The following is an 18,501-nucleotide window of genomic DNA, read 5'->3' on the forward strand; positions in this document are numbered from 1 at the left end:
GATGACGTCATCGCCGGCTACTCGGGCCCGATCTATGCGGAGATCGCGCCGCAGACCTTCTCGGTGCTGGCGCGCTACGGCACGCGCCTGAACCAGCTTCGACTGAAGCGCGGAGCGCCGGAGCGGCTGTCGGTGCGCAACGTCGGCGTCGATCTGGCCGACGGGTTGGCGGGGTTCCGCGCGCGGCGCCACGCCGGCGTCATCGACCTGGACCTGGAGGACGGCCACGACCCGCGCGACTTCTGGGAGCCGCTGGTTCCGCGCCGCGGCGAGCTGTTGCTGGACCCCGGCGAGTTCTACATCCTGGCCTCGAAGGAGGCGGTGGAGATCCCCGTCCTGCAGGCCGCCGAGATGACCCCCATCGATCCGTCGGTGGGGGAGTTCCGGGTCCACTATGCGGGGTTCTTCGATCCCGGCTTCGGCACCGAGGAGACGCAGGCGTCAGGGTCGCGCGGCGTGCTCGAGGTGCGTAGCCACGAGACGCCGTTCTTGCTCGAGGACGGCCAGACAGTGGCGCGGCTGGTCTACGAGCCGCTCACCGACCGTCCGACCCGGCTTTACGGAGACCAGGGCTCGCACTACCAGCGGCAGGGTCTGAAGCTGTCCAAACACTTCCGCGCCTGGACCGGCTGATCGCCGCTCAGCGCGAGGCCCCGCGCAAAGAAAAGCCCGGCCTCGCGGGTTGCGGGGCCGGGCTTCTGTTCGCTCGGATCCGTCAGTTCAGACCCGGGGGTCCTGGCTCGGATCCCAGGCCCAGTACTTGGCCACCGCGCCGCCATCGACCCGCAGATCCATGCCGGTGATCATCGAGGCGTCGTCCGAGCAGAGGAAGGCCGCGGCCTTGCCGTAGTCGCTGGGCTTGGGCAGCCGCTGCATCGGGACCAGGCGCATGAAGTTGTGGACGCCCGCCGACGCGCCCGGGGGCAGCGGCGGCACTTCACGACCCCAGGCGGCTGCGCGTTCGCGCGATTCCGACGAGTCGGTCGCGGTGGGCGTCAGGGCGTTGACCCGGATGCCGTACTTGGCGAGTTCCATGGCCACGGAGTTGGTGAAGTTCTTCATCCCCATCTTCGACGTGGAGTAGGCCACGTTGCCGGGCTGGCCCTGGTGGCCGGCCGTCGAGATGATGTTGATGATCTTGCCCTGGGTCTTACGCTCGACCATGGCGGTGGCGACGTACTTGGTGAACAGGAACGAGCCGTCGAGGATGACGCCGGTCTGCGCCTGCCACTCCGCGTACGGCATGTTCAGCACGCCCTTCTGATTAAAGAAGGCCGCGTTGTTCACCAGGATGTCGATCTTGCCGAACTCCTTGAGTGCGGCGTCGACCGTGGCCTTGACTTGAGCCTCGTCAGTGACGTCGCAAACCAGGCCGATCGCCTTGCCGCCGTTCTTGTTGATGTAAGCCGCGCAGTCGTTGGCGTTCTCGGGACGGGAATCCACCGCCACGATGATTGCGCCTTCGGCCGCAAGGCCGTCAACGATGCCGCCGCCGATGTTCGGGCTGGTGCCCGTGACCAGGGCGACTTGGTCTTTAAGTTTCATTGTCCGACCCTCTTGGAGTGTTTTTGTTGTTTTTGACGACTAGGCCGGCGGCGCGATCAGGAAGGCCTTCGACGAGTTGAAGATCCAGGTGTCGACGAAGCCGGTTTGCTGCGGCTTGCGCTTCAGCTCGCTCATCACGCCCATCAGCGGGCTCCAGTTGAGGATCTCCTGCTGGCCGCGATCTTCGACTTCCTTGCCCGTCAGCTTGGTCCAGGGCTCGTACTCGCCGCTGACCATCGCGTCATACATTTTCCGATCGGAGTCGGTGTCGGGGTGCAGGTACCAGTTCTTCTTCGTCAGGAAGGCGTGCGACCAGCCGGACGACGAGATCACCGCCACCCGATCGTTGCCTTCAGAGACAATCCGCGCGATCGCGCGTCCGAGCTCGAACAAGCGGTTCGGCGTGGGCGCCGGCGGATCGAAGTCGTCGTCGGTCATGACCTTGTCGAAACGCGGCAAGCCGCCACGTTGCGCGATCACCGCGCGGCCATAGCAATTGATGGCCACCGGGATCACCGGATAGGGGAAGCCCTTGTCGCGCCCATAGTCCAGGTAGAGGAACGCGTTGTAGAAGGCGTGTCCCAGCGGGTGATGCAGGGGCTTGTAGGAATAGGCGACGTCGAAGCCGTCCTCGATCAGGGCGCTCGTCAGCTGCTTGGCCTTCTTGGCCGCACCCTTGATCTTGATCTTGCGTTCCGGATCTTCGCCCCAGACGTTGTTGGCCGGCGGCGAGAACTCGAATTCCTCGTGCGCGCTGATCGCGTAGGGCGGGATGATGTCTTCGCGGAAGTTCTCGTACTGGTCGTCGCCGAACATGATCACGTAGTCCGGATTGAAGTCGTCCAGCGCCTTGCGGGTCTTGTTCATCCAGCTCACCAGGTCGGCGCGGTGGCGCGCGGCGGCGGAGGTGCCTTCGTCGTTGCCCCATTCGCGTTGCATGCCTTCGGGCCAGCCGTCGGGCGTGCGGTACTTCTCGGGCAGTTCCGGGTTCTTCAGCATCATCTTGAGGATGCCGGCCATGCGGTCATCGTGTCCGCTCAGCGGCGGATAATGGGAAATCCCTAGTGCAAGTATCTCAGCCATTTCAGTGTCCTTCCAAATGCATTTCCAGCGCCGAACTCGTCATCTGTAGGGAGTCGGCGCAGGCGCCTGCAGCCTCGCGCCGATACCTACTGTATAGCCCGGCGCGCGCAACGTTCTCGGTCGCGCGAAGCATTCGCCGGAGGGCTCCCTGACGTCAAGTCGCCGTCGGCGTATTCCCGCAGCGCTCCGCCTGCGCCCACGCGGTCGGAAAGGCTGCGGATTCGCCGCCTCCGCCAGGGAACTGCAGCACCGCCGACGGCGTTGGAGCCGCGGGGGCGCCAAGCTGAAGCTTCCCGAGTTCAAGCTCTATTGGCGCTAAGTTGATCGCGAGCCTCCACCGCGTGCTTGGGGAGGCGACGTAAGGGGGCGCTGATGGCTTTGGTGAAGAAATCGACCCTGGCCGGTCGCGGACGCGTGGTGATCGACGCGCCGGTCGAAGCGGCGTCGCTCGAGGCGACGCCCGTCGCGGCGGCCCGTCCCAAGGGCGTCGCGGTGAAACGGCAGACGGCGAGCGGTCGCATGGCGGCCGCCACCCAGGAACTCGCCGCCGGGGTCGCGGAGTCCGCCGCCGCGGCGGAAGAGCTCCGCCGTTCGTTGGAGCAGATCGCGGGCGCTGCGGAGGAGGCCGCTGGCGCGTCCCATGAGTCGCTCGGCGCAGTCTCCACCCTGACGGCCGCCTTCGCCCAGGCCCGCGAGCGCGCCGAGGAAGCTCGCCGGCGCACCGGCGGGCTGCTGGCGACGCTTACCGAGACCGCTGCGCAGATCGAGGCGTCGGTGGCGGCCATCGAACGCAACGCCGATCGCCAACTCAAGGCGGTCGAGGTCGTCGCCAGGCTGGAGGCCCGCGCCGCCGACATCGGCGGCATCACCGCCACGGTGGCCGATGTCGCCGATCAAACCAACCTGCTGGCCCTGAACGCCGCCATCGAGGCCGCACGCGCCGGTGATGAAGGCCGAGGCTTCGCAGTCGTCGCCGACGAGGTCCGCGCTCTGGCGGTGACCTCCGACGCGCGCTCGACAGAGATCCAGAACGCGGTGGGGACCATGGGGGGGTCGGTCCGTTCGCTGGCCGAACGCATCCGCCAGGCTGCGGAGCGCGCGCATGGGGAGGCCGGCCGCGGGCGCGCAGTGGCTGAATCCCTGGTCGCGTTGCGGGCCGAGGTGAGCGCTGTCGCCGACGGCGGTCAACAGATCCTGGTCGCCGCCGTTGAGGCCGAGGTGGCCGCCCGCGAGGCCCAGAAGGGCGCCGAGAGCGTCTCCAGCGCGGCCGAGGAACAAGCCGCCGCCGCCGCCGAGGCCCAGCGTGCCGTCCACCAGCAGGCCGCCGCCCTGGAGCAGAGCCGGCGCACCGCCCAGAGTCTGGCGCGCGCCGCCGAAACCATGCTGGCGACCACCGACGCGGCCGCTTTGGCGGGCGAGATCGGCGCGGCCGCTGAAGAACTATCGTCCACCGTCCAGGAGCTGGCCGGCGCGGCGGGTCAGATCCTGACGGCGGTGGATCAGATCAACCGCGGCGCTCAGATCCAGGCCGCCGCGACCCAGCAGGCCAACGCCGCCCTGGCCCAGATCGAGCGGGCCGCCGACCAGGCTGGCCGCTACGCCGGTGACGCCCTGCAGGGCGTCGAGGCCATCCAGGCCAGCCTGTCGCTCGGACGCGAACAGATGCGAGCGCTCAATGAGGGGGTCGCTGCGGCGCTTGTCGAAACCCACGCCACCATGGCGGAGACCGAGACGCTCGACGATCAGGCGCGCGCCGTCGACAAGCTGGTCGACGCTATCGCCCTGGTCGCCGTGCAGACCAACATGCTGGCGGTCAGCGGCGCAGTGGAGGCCGCCCGGGCGCGAGACGCCGGCCGCGGCTTCTCCACGGTGTCGGCCGACATCCGAAATCTGTCGCGCGAGGCGTCCGCCAACGCCGAGCACATCAAGGACGTCGTGGCCGAAATCCAGCGCCAGCTCGCCGCGGTCCGCCGCGACCTGGAACAGGCGGCGGGAGGCTCCGACGCCGAGATCGAGAAGAACCAGCGGCTTGACGCACGATTGGCGACGATGGCCGCCGACGTGGCCGTCATCCACGTGGGCGCAAGGGAGACCGTCGCCGGCGCCAGCGGCATGCTGGATGCGGTGCGCGAAGCCACCGAAGGCGCCCGACAGATCGCCCTGGCCGCTGAGCTGGCGGCCTCGGCCGCCGCTCAGTCGGCGACCGCGGCGCGGCAGCAGGCGCGCGGTGCGGAGGATCTCGCCGGCGCCATCGAAGAGATCGCCTCGCTCGCCGACGAACTTCAGGCCGTTCCCTGATGGCCGCGGCCGAGCCTGGCCGGGTGATCCGCTTCCGGGCCGGGGGGCGGCGCTATGCGCTGGACGCCAACCATGTCGCCGAGGTGTTCCGCCGCCCGCGGGTGACGCGGGTGCCGCACGCGCCGTCCAGCCTCGATGGCGTCGCCAATCTGCGCGGCGCGGTGGTTCCGGTGGTCGCGCTGGCCCGGCTGCTGAACCGCCCGGAGACCCCCACGTCGGGCGAACGGGTGATCCTGCTGCGCGCCGACGAGCCGCTGTGCCTGGCGGTGGACGAGGTCATCGCCGTGGAGGACGCGCCAACTCCCGGAGGCATGCGCCTGGTCGAGGCCGATGGCGCGAAGCAGATCGACCTCGAGGCCTTGCTCGCCGAGGCGTTCGCGGGCCTCGCCAGGCGCGAACGCCCAGACAGGCCCGTGCACGCTGTCGCCGCCGCAGTCGAGGAAGCGGCGGATGTCGCCTTCCTGGAATTCCGCCTCGCCGGACAGGCCTACGCCCTGGCGCTGGACCGCGTGCGCGAGGTGATCCTATCGCCGCAGGACCTGGCGAGCCTGCCGCACGCCGACGCCGTCGGCATCGGCGTCGTCGAGCATCGGGGCGGCTTGCTGCCGATCGTCTCATTGCACGCCTTGTTGGGACTGGCCGCTGGAGCCCCGCAATCAGCGGCGAGGGTCGTCGTGGCGGCGATCGGCGGGGCCAGCGTCGGATTGCTCGTTGACGAGGTGCGCGCCATCCTTCGTACGCCGCAAGACACGGTCGGCGCGGTGCCCAGCGTACTCAATCGTGGGGCGGGCGAGGCCAGCATCGACTCGATCGTACGCGCCCCCCACGGGCTCGTGGCGATCCTCACTTCGGAGCGGATCTTTCGCGAGGAGACTGTCGCGCGGTTGCTCGCGGAAGGCCGGCAGGAAACCAGCGAAATGACCGCCCAGGGCGCCGAAGCGGCCGAACAGTTCGTGGTCTTCCGGCTGGGCGCGGAACGCTACGGCCTGCCGATCGCCGCGGTAGACGAGGTGATGGATCTGCCGAAGTCCCTGGCCCGGATGCCGCGCGCGCCGGCGTTCGTCGCGGGCGTCGTCAGCCACAGAGGCGAGGCGATCCCGATCATCGATCAGCGCCCCCGTTTCGGCGTCGAAGGCGCCGCGCTCGCCACCGGTCGCCGCGTCGTGGTGACCACGGTGGGGGGGCTGAGAGCCGGGTTCATCGTGGACGCCGTCGAGGACATCCGCCGCGTGACGGCCTCAACGGTGCGCGAGGCCCCGCAGCTGTCGTCGGACGGCGGACGACTGTTCGACCGGGTCGCCGACGTCGATGCACAGGGCGGCCTGATGCTGCTGGTGGATCCTGGCGTGCTGCTGGATCAGGCCGAGCGCGACGTGCTGGCCGCATTCGCCCGGCGCGCGGCGTCGAACGCCCTGTGATCAAGCTGCTGATCGTCGATGACTCGCCGCTCATGCGGCGCCTGCTGGGCGAACTGTTCGCATCGGAGGGCGACTTCGAAGTGGCCGTCGCGCGCGACGGCGTGGAGGCGCTGGCGATGCTCGACGACGTCGCCCCGGACGTGATCACCCTCGACATCCAGATGCCGCAGATGGACGGGCTCGCCTGCCTCGACCGGATCATGCTGGTGCGGCCGACCCCTGTGGTGATGGTCTCGGCGACAACGCAGCAAGGAGCGGAACAGACCCTGCGGGCGCTCGAGCTGGGCGCCGTCGATTTCATCGCCAAGCCGTCGGGCGCGGTGTCGCTGCGCATGCAGGAGTGGGGGCCGCCGTTGGTGGCGACCATCCGCACCGCAGCACGCGCGCGCATAAGGCGGGCGCGCCGGCTCGCCGACCGCGTTCGCCAACGGACCGCGCCGTTGCTGCCCACGCCGCCTCAGCCTGTTCGAGTCGCTCGCCCGCACACCGGCGCGCTGTCCGCCGACGGCCTGGTCGTGCTGGGAACGTCGACAGGTGGACCGCCGGCCCTGGAGGCGGTGCTGTCGCGCCTGCCCGGGGATTTCCCCTGGCCGATCGTGGTCGCCCAGCACATGCCGGCGAGCTTCACCGGGCCGTTGGCGCGGCGCCTGGATGGGCTCACTGCACTGGTCACGGCCGAAGTGACCTCGCCGACCCGTCTGCTCGCCGGGCGGGCCTACGTCGGGCGCGGCGACGCCGACATGATCGTCAGTCGCCGCCCCGACGGGGTCTACGCGCAATCGGCCCCATCGGACGCCACGTTTCGATGGCACCCCAGCGTCGACCGACTGGTCGACACAGCCATGTCCGCCTATGCGCCAGAGCAGTTGATCGGGGTGCTGATGACCGGCATGGGCGACGACGGCGCAGCCGCGATGACCAGGCTGAACGCGGCCGGCGGGCGCACGCTGGCCGAGGCCGAGGACACCGCGGTCGTCTGGGGCATGCCGGGCGAACTGGTCCGCGCGGGCGGGGCCGGAACGGTGGCCTCGCTCGGCGATATCGCCGGCTGGCTGACGGCGGCGGTGCGCCCGCGATGAGCGCTCCATCCTCCCCGCCCGAGGGCGCGCTCACCGCCGAGGAACTGGAGCGGTTCTGCGAGTTCCTCTACCGGCGCACAGGCATGACCTTCGGGGAGGCCAAACGCTACTACATCGACCGCCGCGTGAACGACCGCATGGAGGTCCTGGGCGTCGCGTCGTTCGCGGACTACTTCGCGACATTGCGCAGTGAATCCAAAGAGCTGGAAGCGGTGGTCAACGCGTTCACGGTGAACGAGACCTATTTCTATCGCGAAGCGCACCAGCTCCGTTGCCTTAGCCGCTCGCTGCTGCCGGAGGTGGTGCGCGGACGGTCGGCGGGCGATCGTGTGCGCATCTGGTCGGCGCCATGCTCCACCGGAGAGGAGCCGTATTCGATCGCCATCTGGCTGCTGGAGAACTGGCCGCTGGTCGACGCCTATAACATCGAGATCGTCGGCTCCGACATCGACACCCAGGCTCTGGCCGAGGCGGTGAACGGCGTCTACGGCGAACGGGCCTTGTCGCGCATGCCGCCCGAGCTGGCCGACAGCTATTTCGAGGCCGCAGGGACGGACCGCCGACTGATCCGCGACCTGCGCGAGTCCGTGACATTCACCGAGGCCAACCTGATCGAACGCTCCAGCGTGTCCGCGCAGGGCTTGTTCGACGTAGTATTCTGCCGCAACGTATTGATCTACTTCGATGATGCGGCGAGACGAATGGCCGCCGAACACCTCTATTCGAGTTTGCGCCCGGGCGGCTTCCTCTGCCTGGGTCATGCCGAGTCCATGTCGCGGATCGACGATCGCTTCCAGGCGCGCCGCTTCGAGGATGCGGTGGTCTATCAGCGGCCGGGAGGCGCGGCGTGAGCGACGACCTGCTGCCGCACTTCATCGTCGAGGGCCGCGAACTGACCCAGGCGGCGGGCGAGGACCTGCTGGCCCTGGAAGGCGATCCGGAGGGCGCAGGCTTGATCGACGGCGTCTTCCGCGCCTTCCATACGCTCAAGGGTTCCGCCGGCCTCTTCGACCTGCCGGCGCTATCGGCTCTGCTGCAGGACGCGGAGACCTTGCTGGGGGCCTTGCGCGACGGCGCGCAGCCGATGTCGCGCGCTGTGGCGAGCGCGTTGCTGGACGCCGTGGGCGAGACCGAGCGCTGGCTTGACGCGCTGGAGTCGGACGGGCCGCCGCCCGCGTCGCTGGCGACCGCAGCTGCCGCTCTCCAGGTGCGCCTGGAGGCGTTGTCCGGGGATTCTCCCCCCGCTGTCCCAGGGCCTCCAGCGTCGGACGGCGCATGGGTCGCGGCCCTGCTGTCCTCGGCGCCAGCGGGCGCGCAGGCTCGCACCGCGATCCGCTATGTCCCGACCGCCGAGGCCTATTTCCGCGGCGACGACCCGATCGCCATCCTTCAGGCGACGCCGGGGCTGATCCATATTGCGATCGCGCCCCGGACGGATTTCGGCGCGCTGACGGACTACGCACCCTTCGACTGCAACCTCGAGCTCACCGCGCTCAGCACGGCCTCGGCCGAGGAGACGCGGGCGGCTTTGCGCTTCGTCAACGACCAGGTCGAGGTGGCCGGCTTGGCCGCCCGCGCCGCGGCGGTGGCGATCGAGGCGTCCCCGTCGGGACGCAGCCTGCGCACGTTGAGGGTCGATGCGGCCCTGGTCGACGACTTGGCGGCGCTGGTGGATGAGCTGGTGATCGCCAAGAACGCTCTGGCCCACCAGACCGGCTTGATCGTGACGGGGGGCGAGGCGCCGGTCGCCGGGCGGGGCCTGGTCTCGGCGCAGGCGACGCTGGAGCGTGCGGTGGGCCGCCTTCACGCCTCGGTGACACGAGTTCGGATGGTGCCGCTGGCCCAGCTGTTCTCGCGGTTTCCCCGGCTGGTCAGGGACCTGGCGGATGGACTTGGCAAGAAGGCCGAATTGGTGGTGTCCGGCGAGGACGTCGCCGTGGACAAGGCGATCGTCGATGGCCTGTTCGAGCCGCTGCTGCATCTGGTTCGTAACGCCGTCGATCACGGCGTCGAGACGCCGGCCGCAAGGCAGACGGCGGGCAAGCCGGCCGCCGCCACCCTGACCCTGTCGGCGCACGCCCAGGGGGACGAGGTGCTGATCGAGCTGCGCGACGACGGCGCGGGACTGGACGGGGAACGGATCCGCGAGGTGGCTGTGCTGCGCGGCGTGGTGACGGGTGAGGACGCCGAGCGCCTGACCGATCCCGAGACATTCGAATTGATTTTCGCGCCAGGGTTTTCGACCGCCTCCACCGTCAGCGACGTTTCTGGGCGCGGCGTCGGGATGGACGTGGTGCGCAGAACGGTCGCCGGTCTGGGCGGTCGGGTTCGCGTCGACAGCCGCCGGGGTGAAGGCGCCAGCATCCATCTGGCGCTGCCGCTGCGCGTGGTGCTCGCGCGCGTGATGGTGGTGAATGTGGGCGACGAGCGCTTCGCGGCGCCGCTCGACGACATCGCCGAGACCGTCCGGGTGCGTCGCGAGGCGGTGACGGGCATCCGCGCCGGGCGCGCCTTCCTGCTGCGCGACGAGGTGGTGCCGCTGATGAGCCTGGGGGAGTTGCTGGGCGGCGCGGCGCGCGATGGCGGCGAGACGTTGACCGTGCTGGTGGTCGGCGGGGCCGAGCGACGTGTCGGCGTGGTGGTGGACGGGCTGGGCGAACGCCTTGAGGCGCCGTTGCGGCCGATGTCGGGACTGCTGGCCGGCGCCGCGGGGATGCGGGGCACCATCCTGCAGGGCGACGGCGGCGTGCTGATGGTGCTGGATCTGGCGGAGTTGACCGCGTGAGCGTGCGTCTCGATGGCGACGTCATCCGTCTCGAGGGCGCATGCCGCGTCGAGGAGGCGGAGACCCTTGTCGGCCTGCTGCAGGCACAGGCGACGCGGGCCGTCGACCTGTCGCAATGTCGACATCTGCACGGCGCAGTCGTTCAGGTGCTGCTAGCCTTCGCCCCGCCGATCCTCGGCGAGGCGCCCGAACCCTTTATCCGAGACCTCCTGGCGCCGGCGTTGCGCAGGAACGTGATGCGTGCATCCGAACCTTCGAGCGCGACGACCGATTGTGGACCCTTTTCCGGCGGCGCTGACGGCCCGCCGCAGACCCGGAGCTAATTGATGACGACCACTGTCCTTATCGTCGATGACAGCAAGCTTGCACGCATCGTCGTAGGCAAGGCGGTTTCGGCGCTGCAGCCGGCCTGGGAGAGGGTCGAGGCGGGCACCGCGGAGGAGGCGTTGAGCATCTTCCAGTCGCGCAAGATCGACGTGGTGATCGTCGACTACAACATGCCTGGGAAGAACGGGCTTGAACTGGCCGAGGAGTTGCGCGCTCGCTTCCCGACCATGCCGATCGCCCTCGCCACGGCCAACGTCCAGGATGAGGTGATCGCGCGCGCGCGCGCCGCTCAGGCCGCGTTTGTCCCCAAGCCGATCACCGAGGATGGGATCCGCGGCTTCGTCTCCGGCGCAGGTCTTCAGCTGCGATCGGCCGGCCTTTGAGCGAGTCTCAGATCCAGCTTCAGGAGCTTGAGCACGACGCCCTGACCGAATTGGTCAACATCGGGGTCAGCCGCGCCGCCGCCAGCCTGCGCAAGATGGTCGGAGAGCAGGTGTTCCTCTCGGTGCCGGCCGTCGAGGTGGTCAGCCGCCTTTCGGCCGCCACCCTGATCCGCGAGCGCGAGACCGGACCCTTGGTGGCCGTGCGCCAGAATTTCGAGGGCGCGTTCTATGGGCAGGCGCTGCTGATCTTCCCGGAGTTGAACAGCCTGGAACTGGTGCGCGCCGTCACCGGCGGCCTGCTGTCGCCCGCGGAAATGACCGAAATGGAAGAGGAGGCGTTGGCAGAGACCGGCAACGTGGTCCTCAACAGTTGCCTGGCGACCATGGCCAACATGCTGCAGCGGCCGCTCACCATGTCGCTGCCCGAGGTGTTGCGCGGCGACGGCGCCCATCTGTTCGAGCTGAGCGAAGACAGCAGCCTGCAGGCCGTGGTCCTGTTCCTCTATATCAATTTCGCCATCCGGGACCGCGACATCCGTGGCTATGTGGCGATGCTCATGGACCTTCCGTCGCTCGAAGCGTTGAAGGCCTTGATCGGGGAGTTCATCGCCCGGGTGATAGGCGACGCCGCGCCAGACGCAGCGCCGCCGCCTTGATGGAGACGACGACGGACCGGCCTGCCAGCGACCTCGACGGACCCGCCCTGGCTGCGCTGCAGCAAGGCGCCGGCGCCTGGCTGTGGGACACGGAGCGCGATCTGCTGTTCGCTGATGCGCGCTTCGCGAACCTGTGCGGGCTCGACGCCGCCGCCGCGCTGCGGGGCCTGCCGACCGAGGCGTTCTTCTCCGGCGTGCAACCCGACGACCTGCTGCGCGTGCGCATCGCCGTGGCCGGCGTGATGCACGGCGCCGAACTGCTGGCGCGGGACTACCGGGTCAAGGGCTCCGACGAGATGATCCGCTGGGTCAGCGCCCGCGGCCGCGCGGAGCGTGATGACTCAGGCCAGCTCACGCGCTTCACGGGCCTGCTGGTCGACATCACCGAGCAGAAGCGGATCGAGGAGCAGCTCCGCATCGCCCAGACGGCGGGCGGGGTGGGCACGTTCGAGCATATCGACGGCTTCGGCACGGCGATGGTCTCGGCTCAGTTCTGCCGGTTGCTGGGGCTGTATCCCACCGACTCGCTGCCGGTTCGCACGATCAACGCTGTCGTCGATCCCAGCGAACCGCCTTTGATCCGCCCGCAGAGCGCTGGGCAGGGCGGCGACGGCGCCTATTCCGAGCTGCTGATCCACCGCGCCGACACGGGCGAGGCGCGCTGGATCGCGCGACGGGGCGAGCATCGCAGCGACGGCGTGGGACACGGCGCGCGCTTCATCGGCGTGATCTACGACATTACCGCATCCAAGCATGCGCAAGCCCAGCTGGTCGAGCTGGCCCGCACGCTCGAGGAGCGCGTGGAAGAGCGCACCCGCGAGCGTGACCGCGTGTGGAACCGCTCGCGCGACCTATTCGCGATCGTCTCGCAGGACGGGGTCTTGCAGGCGGTCAATCCAGCCTGGACCAGCGTGCTGGGTCATCGGCCCGAGGCGATCGTCGGGATGTCGCGCGGCGACCTCACCCATCCGGACGACCGGGCCGCGAGCGACGTCGGGTTCCGCGGCCTGCTGGACGGCAAGCCCATGGAAAACTTCGACAGCCGCGTGCGCGCGGCGGACGGAGGCTACCGCTGGATCAACTGGACGGTGATCCCCGAGGATGGGGCGATGTACGCCATCGGCCGCGACGTCACCGAGCGCAAGCATCTGGAGGAACAGCTGCGCCAGAGCCAGAAGATGGAGGCGGTGGGCCAGCTCACCGGCGGGCTGGCGCACGACTTCAACAACATGCTGACCGGCGTCATCGGCGGCCTAGACCTGGCGCGGCGGCGCATGCGCGATGGGCGGCACGAGGACGCCTTCCAGTTCATGGATGCGGCGGTCGCCTCCGCCGAGCGCGCCGCAGCCCTGACCCACCGGCTGCTGGCGTTCTCGCGCCGTCAGACGCTGGATCCCCAGACGCTCGACATCAACCGGCTGATCGGCTCGATGACCGACCTCCTGCGTCGCACCCTGGGCGAGCAGGTCGAGCTGGCGTTCGTCGGCCCCGAAGACCTCTGGCTGACCCGCACGGACGCCAACCAGCTTGAGAGCGCGATTCTCAACCTGGCGATCAACGCCCGCGACGCCATGCCCGACGGCGGGCGGCTGAGCATACGCACCGCCAACGTCTCCCTTGACCGGGAGTACATCGACCGCCGCCCCGAGACCCATCACGGGGACTATGTGCTGGTCCGTGTCGACGACACCGGCGCGGGCATGCCGGCCAGCGTGGTCGCCAAGGCGTTCGATCCCTTCTTCACGACCAAGCCGATCGGCCAGGGCACGGGGCTGGGCCTGTCGATGGTGTACGGCTTCGTGCGGCAATCGGGCGGTCATGTTGAGATCGACAGCGAGCCTGGGCGCGGCACCAGCGTGCGGCTCTACCTGCCGCGGGTTGAAGGCGAGACCGAAGCCGTCGCGCCGATCGCTTCCGGCGGCCAGGTCCCGCGGGGCGACGGCGAGACCGTGCTCGTCGTCGAGGACGACGCCCAGGTGCGCCTGCTGGTAATGAACGTTCTGCAGGAAATGGGCTACCAGGCGATCGAGGCGATCGACAGCCAGGCGGCGCTGGCCGTGCTGGAGACCGGCCGCCACATCGATCTGCTGATCAGCGATGTGGGCCTGCCGGGCCTCAACGGTCGCCAACTGGCGGAGATGGCGCGCAAGCGGCTGCCCGAGCTGCCCGTGCTGTTCGTTACCGGCTACGCCGCCAACGCCACCGTGCGCTCAGAATTTCTGGGCGATGGGATGCGCATGATCGCCAAGCCATTCCCCTTCGACGCCCTGGCCATCACCCTGCGCGAGATGCTGGACAAGCGGACGTAGCACTTGCGCTTCACCACCCGCCGCCTAACGCCTTGAACACCGCGATCTGATTGGTGGTGACCTGGGCGTCGGAACGGGCGAGCTGGGCGTCGAGGTCGGCGCGGGTGCGCTCGGCGTCGAGCACCGCGAGGAAGCTGTCCGCGCCGGCGTCGAAGCGCAGTCTCGAGAGTTGCGCTGCACGCGCGCTCTGCGCCGCCGCGCGCCGCAGCGCCGCGCGCCGATCCAGCTCGCGGGCGTAGTTGGTCAGGGCCGTCTCGGTTTCCTGCAGGGCCGTGAGGTTGGTTTGCTCGAAACGCGCGAGCGCCCCGTCGGCTGCGGCGCCGGCCTGGCGCACACGCGCCCGGGCGACGGCGATGTTCGGGAAATTCCAGCTGATCAGCGGGCCGATGCCGAAGCTGAAGTCGTCGCCGAGGTCGCCGGCCCGTGCGGCCGACGTCCCGATCGAACCGCCCAAGGTCACCGAGGGATAGAGCGCCGCGGTGGCGACGCCGATCCTCGCCGTGGCGGCAGCTAGCGCCCGCTCGGCCTGACGCACATCGGGCCGCCTTTGCAGCAGGCCTGACCCGTCACCCGTCGGAATGGCTTGCGCGACCTGCGGAATGACCAGGCAGTCCCGCGCTTCCGGTGAAACCTGGGCCGGAGGACGCGCGACAAGCACGGCCAGCCTGAACAGCGCGCCGTCGCGCTGAGCTTCCAGTGGCGGCAGGGTGGCGCGGGTGGTCTCCAGCAAGGCGCCGGCGCGTGCGACATCCAGGCCCGCGCCGCGTCCTGCATCCTGCTGGCGGCGCGTCAGGTCGAAGGTCTGCTGCTGCAGGTCGAGGGTCCGGCGCGCCACGGCGATCTGGGCGTTGGCCGCGCAGGCGTCGGCGAAGGCCCGCGCGGTCTCCGCGGCGACGGCGATGCGGGTGACGTCGACGGCCGCCTGGGCCGCGCCCTCGTCGGCCCGGGCGGCTTCGATAGAGCGCCCGACCCGGCCGAAGAAGTCGAGTTCATAGGAGGCGTCGAAGCCCGCGGCGAAGGCGTCGCCTTCGGCATAGCGCCCGCTCGCCGGATCGAGCTGGCGCACCCGCGCGGCCTGGCCGGTGAGCGTGGTCGACGGCAGCCGGCCGGCCCGGCTCTCGCTGAGCTGGGCGCGCACCTGAGCGAGGTTGGCGGCGGCGACGGCGATGTCCTTGTTCGCGCTCAGCGCCTCAGCAACCAGGCTGTCGAGCGCGGGGTTGGCGAACAGCCGCCACCAGTCGCCGTGCGGCTCGGCCGGAGTGAAGGCCCCGCCGCCGGCGCTGACGAACCCGCCTTGGGCCGCCACCTCGAGCTGCGGACGCTGATAGTCGGGTCCGACGGCGCAGGCGCTGAGGACGAGGCCGGCCGCCGAGGCCGCGAGGATCCTGAACAGGGTCATGGGCGCGCGCCTTCCGGTTCGTCATCCAGCGGGTCGTGGGCGCCGCCGCCGGTGGTTGGATAGGTGCGTTCCTTGGGCGGCGGCTTGGGCAGACGCAGCGCCAGCCAACGGCAGACCACATAGAACACCGGCGTGAAGATCAGGCCGAAGATCGTCACCCCCAGCATGCCGAAGAACACCGCGGTCCCCAACGCCTGGCGCATCTCCGCGCCCGGTCCGCTGGCGATCATCAGCGGGATGACCCCGAAGATGAAGGCGAACGAGGTCATCAGGATCGGCCGCAGCCGAGTCCTCGCCGCCTCCACCGCGGCCTGGAAGCGGTCCATGCCCTGGCGCTCCTCCGCCTGCTTGGCGAACTCGACGATCAGGATGGCGTTCTTCGCCGCTAGCGCCACCAGCACGATCAGGCCGACCTGCGTCAGGATGTTGTTGTCCTGGCCGCGAAGATTGACCCCCAGGATCGCCGCCAGGATGCACATCGGCACGATCAGGATCACCGCCAGCGGTAGGGTGAACGCCTCGTACTGGGCGGCCAGCACCAGGAACACGAAAACCACCGCCAGCATGAACACCAGGGCCGCGGTGTTGCCCGCCGCCTTCTCCTGGAAGGCCAGCTCGGTCCATTCGTAGCTGAAGCCTGTCGGCAGGGTCTTGGCCGCGAGACCCTCCATGACCTTCAGCGCCTCGCCGGAGGAGACGCCGGCCGAAGCCGCGCCCTGGACCTCGGCGGCGGGGAACAGGTTGAAGCGCACCACACGCTGCGGTCCGGTATCGTCGTGCAGGGTGGCGACCGAACCCAGGGGCACCATCGCCCCGTCAGCCGAGCGGACCTTGAGGTTCGCCACGTCGGAGATGTCGTCGCGCGATCCGGGCTCCGCCTGGGCGGTCACGCGGAAGGTGCGGCCGAGCAGGTTGAAGTCGTTGACGTAGGTCGAGCCCAGATAGGTGCCCAACGCGCCGTAGACGTCGCTGGGCTGCACGCCCAGCATCAGCGCCTTGTCGCGATCCACCTCCGCGGTGATGCGCGGCGAAGCGGTGTTGAACTGCGAGAACACGCCCTGGGTCTTGCCGGTCCCGTAGGAGGCGCCGACCAGGTCGTTGGCCACCTTCTCCAGGGCGCGGTAGTCGCCGCCGCCGCGGTTCTGCACCATCATTTTGAAGCCGCCGCCGTTGCCGAGACCCTGCACGGGGGGAGGGGCCAGCACGAAGATGTTCGCCTCTTCGATCGCGCCAAGCTTCTGCATGACCATGCCGGCCATCGCGTCCGCCGAGTGCGCCTTGTCGCGTTCCGACCAGTCCTTGAGCTTGATGAACACGGTCGCGGAGTTGGATGCGGCGGAGAAGCTCGCGCCGTCGAGGCCGGCGAAGGCGGCGATCGTCTCGATCGCGGGATCGCCGGCGAGCAGCGAGGTCGCGTGCTTCATCACCGCGTCAGTGCGCTCCAGCGACGAGCCCGGCGGCAGTTGGACGACGCCGATCAACACCCCCTGGTCCTGTTGAGGGATGAAGCCGCTGGGAGTGTCGGCGAGACGCCAGCCGGTGAGGGCCAGCAGGCCGACATAGACCACGAGCACCATCGCCGAGGCGCGGATCAGGCGTGCGGTCACCCGCCCGTAGCGGTCGGCCAGCCAGTCGAAGCCCTGGTTGAACTTGCGTCCGGCCAGCGACAGCGGCCGCAGCCAACGCGGGGTGTCACGCTCGGGCGTCGCGTTGTGCGGCTTCAGCAGGATTGCGGCCAGCGCCGGCGTCAGCGTCAGCGACACGAGCAGCGAGATCATCGCCGCCGCCGAGATGGTCACCGCGAACTGGCGGTAGAACTCGCCGGGGATGCCCGAAACGAAGGCGGTCGGAACGAACACCGCCAGCAGCACCAGGCCGATGGCGATCAGCGCCCCGGACACCTCGTCCATGGTGCGGAACGCAGCCTCCCGCGGCGTGAGGCCGGCGCGGATGTTGCGCTCGACGTTCTCGACCACGACGATGGCGTCGTCGACCACGATGCCGACCGCCAGCACCAGTGCGAACAACGACAGCGAATTGATCGAATAACCCAACGCCAGCTGCACGGCGAAGGTGCCGACCAGCGCCACCGGGATGGCCGCGATCGGGATGATCGCCGCCCGCCAGGTCTGCAGGAAGACGATCACCACCAGCACCACCAGCAGCACGGCTTCTAGCAGCGTCTCCTGCACAGCCTCGACCGAGGCGGCGACATATTCGGTGGGGTTGTAGGGGATGGTGGCGACGACGCCGGCGGGGAAGCCGGGCCGGGCTTCGTCGACCGCCTTGAGCACCGCCTTGGCGGCTGACAGGGCGTTGGAGGCCGGTTGCTGGATGACCGCAATGCCAATGCCCGGCCGACCGCCGAAGTAGCCGCGCATGCCGTAGTCCTGGGCGCCCAGCTCGACGCGCGCCACGTCGCCGACGCGGACCACGCCGCCGGAGGCGTCGGACTTGATCACCACGTTGGCGAATTGCTGCGGATCCGACAGCCGGCCCTCGACCTGCATGGGCAACTCGGTGGCCACGCCCGTGTCATAGGGGGGCGCGCCCAGCGCGCCGGCGGCGACCTGGACGTTCTGATTGCGCAGGGCGGTGACGATCTCGTCCGCGGTCAGATTGCGCGCCGCGGCCTTCGCCGGGTCGATCCACACCCGCATGGAATAGAGTCCGCCGCCGAACACCTGGACGCCGCCGACGCCCGGTATGCGCAACAACCGGTCGCGCAACTCGCTGTTGGCGTAGTTGCCGATGAAATCGATGCCGACGTCAGGGTCAGTGGACGACAGCGCCACCAGCAGCAGGAAGCCGGTGGCCTGCTTGTTCACGGTGACGCCGATCTGGCGCACCTGTTCGGGCAGCCTGGGTTCGGCCAGGGCGACGCGGTTCTGCACCAGCACCTGGGCGGCGTCGAGGTTGGTGCCGGGCCGGAACGTCACGGTGATCTGCGCCAGGCCGTTGGCCGACGATGAGGTCATGTAGAGCATGCCCTCGACGCCGTTGAGCTCCTGCTCCAGCGGCGCTGCGACGGTCTCGGCCAGGGTCTCGGCCGACGCTCCGGGATAGGTGGCGGCCACCGCGATGGTCGGAGGCGCGATCTCCGGATACTGCGCCAGCGGCAGTTGCGGGTAGGCGAACACGCCGAGGATGCTGATGAACACCGCGATGACCGCGGCGAAGATCGGCCGGTTGATGAAGAAGTGGGAGAATTTCACGCGC

Annotated in this window: 14 protein-coding genes; 10 read left to right on the top strand and 4 right to left on the bottom strand. The window is 69.4% G+C overall.

The window, feature by feature from the left end; all coding sequences use genetic code 11:
- Positions 1-633: 2'-deoxycytidine 5'-triphosphate deaminase domain-containing protein (locus tag Q8R27_RS09900; RefSeq protein ID WP_305698862.1), on the top strand; the 633-nt coding region annotated here is incomplete at its 5' end.
- An 87-nt stretch (positions 634-720) separates the two neighbouring features.
- Here the strand turns inward: Q8R27_RS09900 and Q8R27_RS09905 are convergent.
- Positions 721-1,545 (bottom strand): SDR family NAD(P)-dependent oxidoreductase, encoded by an 825-nt coding sequence (locus tag Q8R27_RS09905; protein WP_305698863.1) that lies wholly within the window; start codon positions 1,543-1,545, stop codon positions 721-723.
- 39 nt (positions 1,546-1,584) lie between these two features.
- The gene (locus tag Q8R27_RS09910) at positions 1,585-2,565 is read right to left on the bottom strand and encodes a hypothetical protein (RefSeq protein ID WP_305698864.1); all 981 of its coding nucleotides are present in this window, start codon (positions 2,563-2,565) and stop codon (positions 1,585-1,587) included.
- Between the two features lie 435 nt (positions 2,566-3,000).
- Here Q8R27_RS09910 and Q8R27_RS09915 point away from each other — a divergent pair, with 435 nt between their 5' ends.
- Genes Q8R27_RS09915 through Q8R27_RS09955 form a run of 9 tightly spaced genes read left to right on the top strand, consistent with a single transcriptional unit; the run spans position 3,001 to position 13,883 of the window.
- Positions 3,001-4,926, top strand: a complete 1,926-nt coding sequence (locus Q8R27_RS09915; RefSeq protein ID WP_305698865.1) for a methyl-accepting chemotaxis protein — start codon at positions 3,001-3,003, stop codon at positions 4,924-4,926.
- Positions 4,926-6,344: a chemotaxis protein CheW gene (locus Q8R27_RS09920; protein WP_305698866.1), complete on the top strand. Its 1,419-nt coding sequence runs from the start codon at positions 4,926-4,928 to the stop codon at positions 6,342-6,344. Before Q8R27_RS09915 ends, Q8R27_RS09920 begins: the two co-directional genes overlap by 1 nt.
- On the top strand, positions 6,341-7,423 hold the full coding sequence (gene cheB / locus Q8R27_RS09925) for a chemotaxis-specific protein-glutamate methyltransferase CheB (protein ID WP_305698867.1): 1,083 nt from the start codon (positions 6,341-6,343) through the stop codon (positions 7,421-7,423). Before Q8R27_RS09920 ends, cheB begins: the two co-directional genes overlap by 4 nt.
- A complete protein-coding gene (locus tag Q8R27_RS09930) occupies positions 7,420-8,274 on the top strand; it encodes a protein-glutamate O-methyltransferase CheR (protein WP_305698868.1) in 855 nt (284 codons plus the stop codon). Before cheB ends, Q8R27_RS09930 begins: the two co-directional genes overlap by 4 nt.
- The gene (locus Q8R27_RS09935; RefSeq protein ID WP_305698869.1) at positions 8,271-10,208 is read left to right on the top strand and encodes a chemotaxis protein CheA; all 1,938 of its coding nucleotides are present in this window, start codon (positions 8,271-8,273) and stop codon (positions 10,206-10,208) included. The genes Q8R27_RS09930 and Q8R27_RS09935 overlap by 4 nt, the downstream gene beginning before the upstream one ends.
- Complete coding sequence (locus tag Q8R27_RS09940) at positions 10,205-10,531, top strand: hypothetical protein (protein ID WP_305698870.1); 327 nt, start codon at positions 10,205-10,207, stop codon at positions 10,529-10,531. Before Q8R27_RS09935 ends, Q8R27_RS09940 begins: the two co-directional genes overlap by 4 nt.
- Before the next feature lie 3 nt (positions 10,532-10,534).
- The gene (locus Q8R27_RS09945) at positions 10,535-10,918 is read left to right on the top strand and encodes a response regulator transcription factor (RefSeq protein WP_305698871.1); all 384 of its coding nucleotides are present in this window, start codon (positions 10,535-10,537) and stop codon (positions 10,916-10,918) included.
- Positions 10,915-11,574 (top strand): chemotaxis protein CheX, encoded by a 660-nt coding sequence (locus tag Q8R27_RS09950; protein WP_305698872.1) that lies wholly within the window; start codon positions 10,915-10,917, stop codon positions 11,572-11,574. The genes Q8R27_RS09945 and Q8R27_RS09950 overlap by 4 nt, the downstream gene beginning before the upstream one ends.
- Positions 11,574-13,883, top strand: a complete 2,310-nt coding sequence (locus Q8R27_RS09955; protein WP_305698873.1) for a PAS domain-containing sensor histidine kinase — start codon at positions 11,574-11,576, stop codon at positions 13,881-13,883. The genes Q8R27_RS09950 and Q8R27_RS09955 overlap by 1 nt, the downstream gene beginning before the upstream one ends.
- 10 nt (positions 13,884-13,893) lie before the next feature.
- On the opposite strand, the gene Q8R27_RS09960 is transcribed toward Q8R27_RS09955, so the two are convergent.
- Positions 13,894-15,282 carry an efflux transporter outer membrane subunit gene (locus tag Q8R27_RS09960; RefSeq protein ID WP_305698874.1) on the bottom strand — a complete coding sequence of 463 codons (1,389 nt, stop codon included), beginning with the start codon at positions 15,280-15,282 and terminating at the stop codon, positions 13,894-13,896.
- Positions 15,279-18,497 (bottom strand): efflux RND transporter permease subunit, encoded by a 3,219-nt coding sequence (locus Q8R27_RS09965; protein WP_305698875.1) that lies wholly within the window; start codon positions 18,495-18,497, stop codon positions 15,279-15,281. Before Q8R27_RS09965 ends, Q8R27_RS09960 begins: the two co-directional genes overlap by 4 nt.
- Positions 18,498-18,501: the final 4 nt, after the last annotated feature.

The organism is Phenylobacterium sp. (genome assembly GCF_030697305.1).
GTDB lineage: Bacteria > Pseudomonadota > Alphaproteobacteria > Caulobacterales > Caulobacteraceae > Phenylobacterium.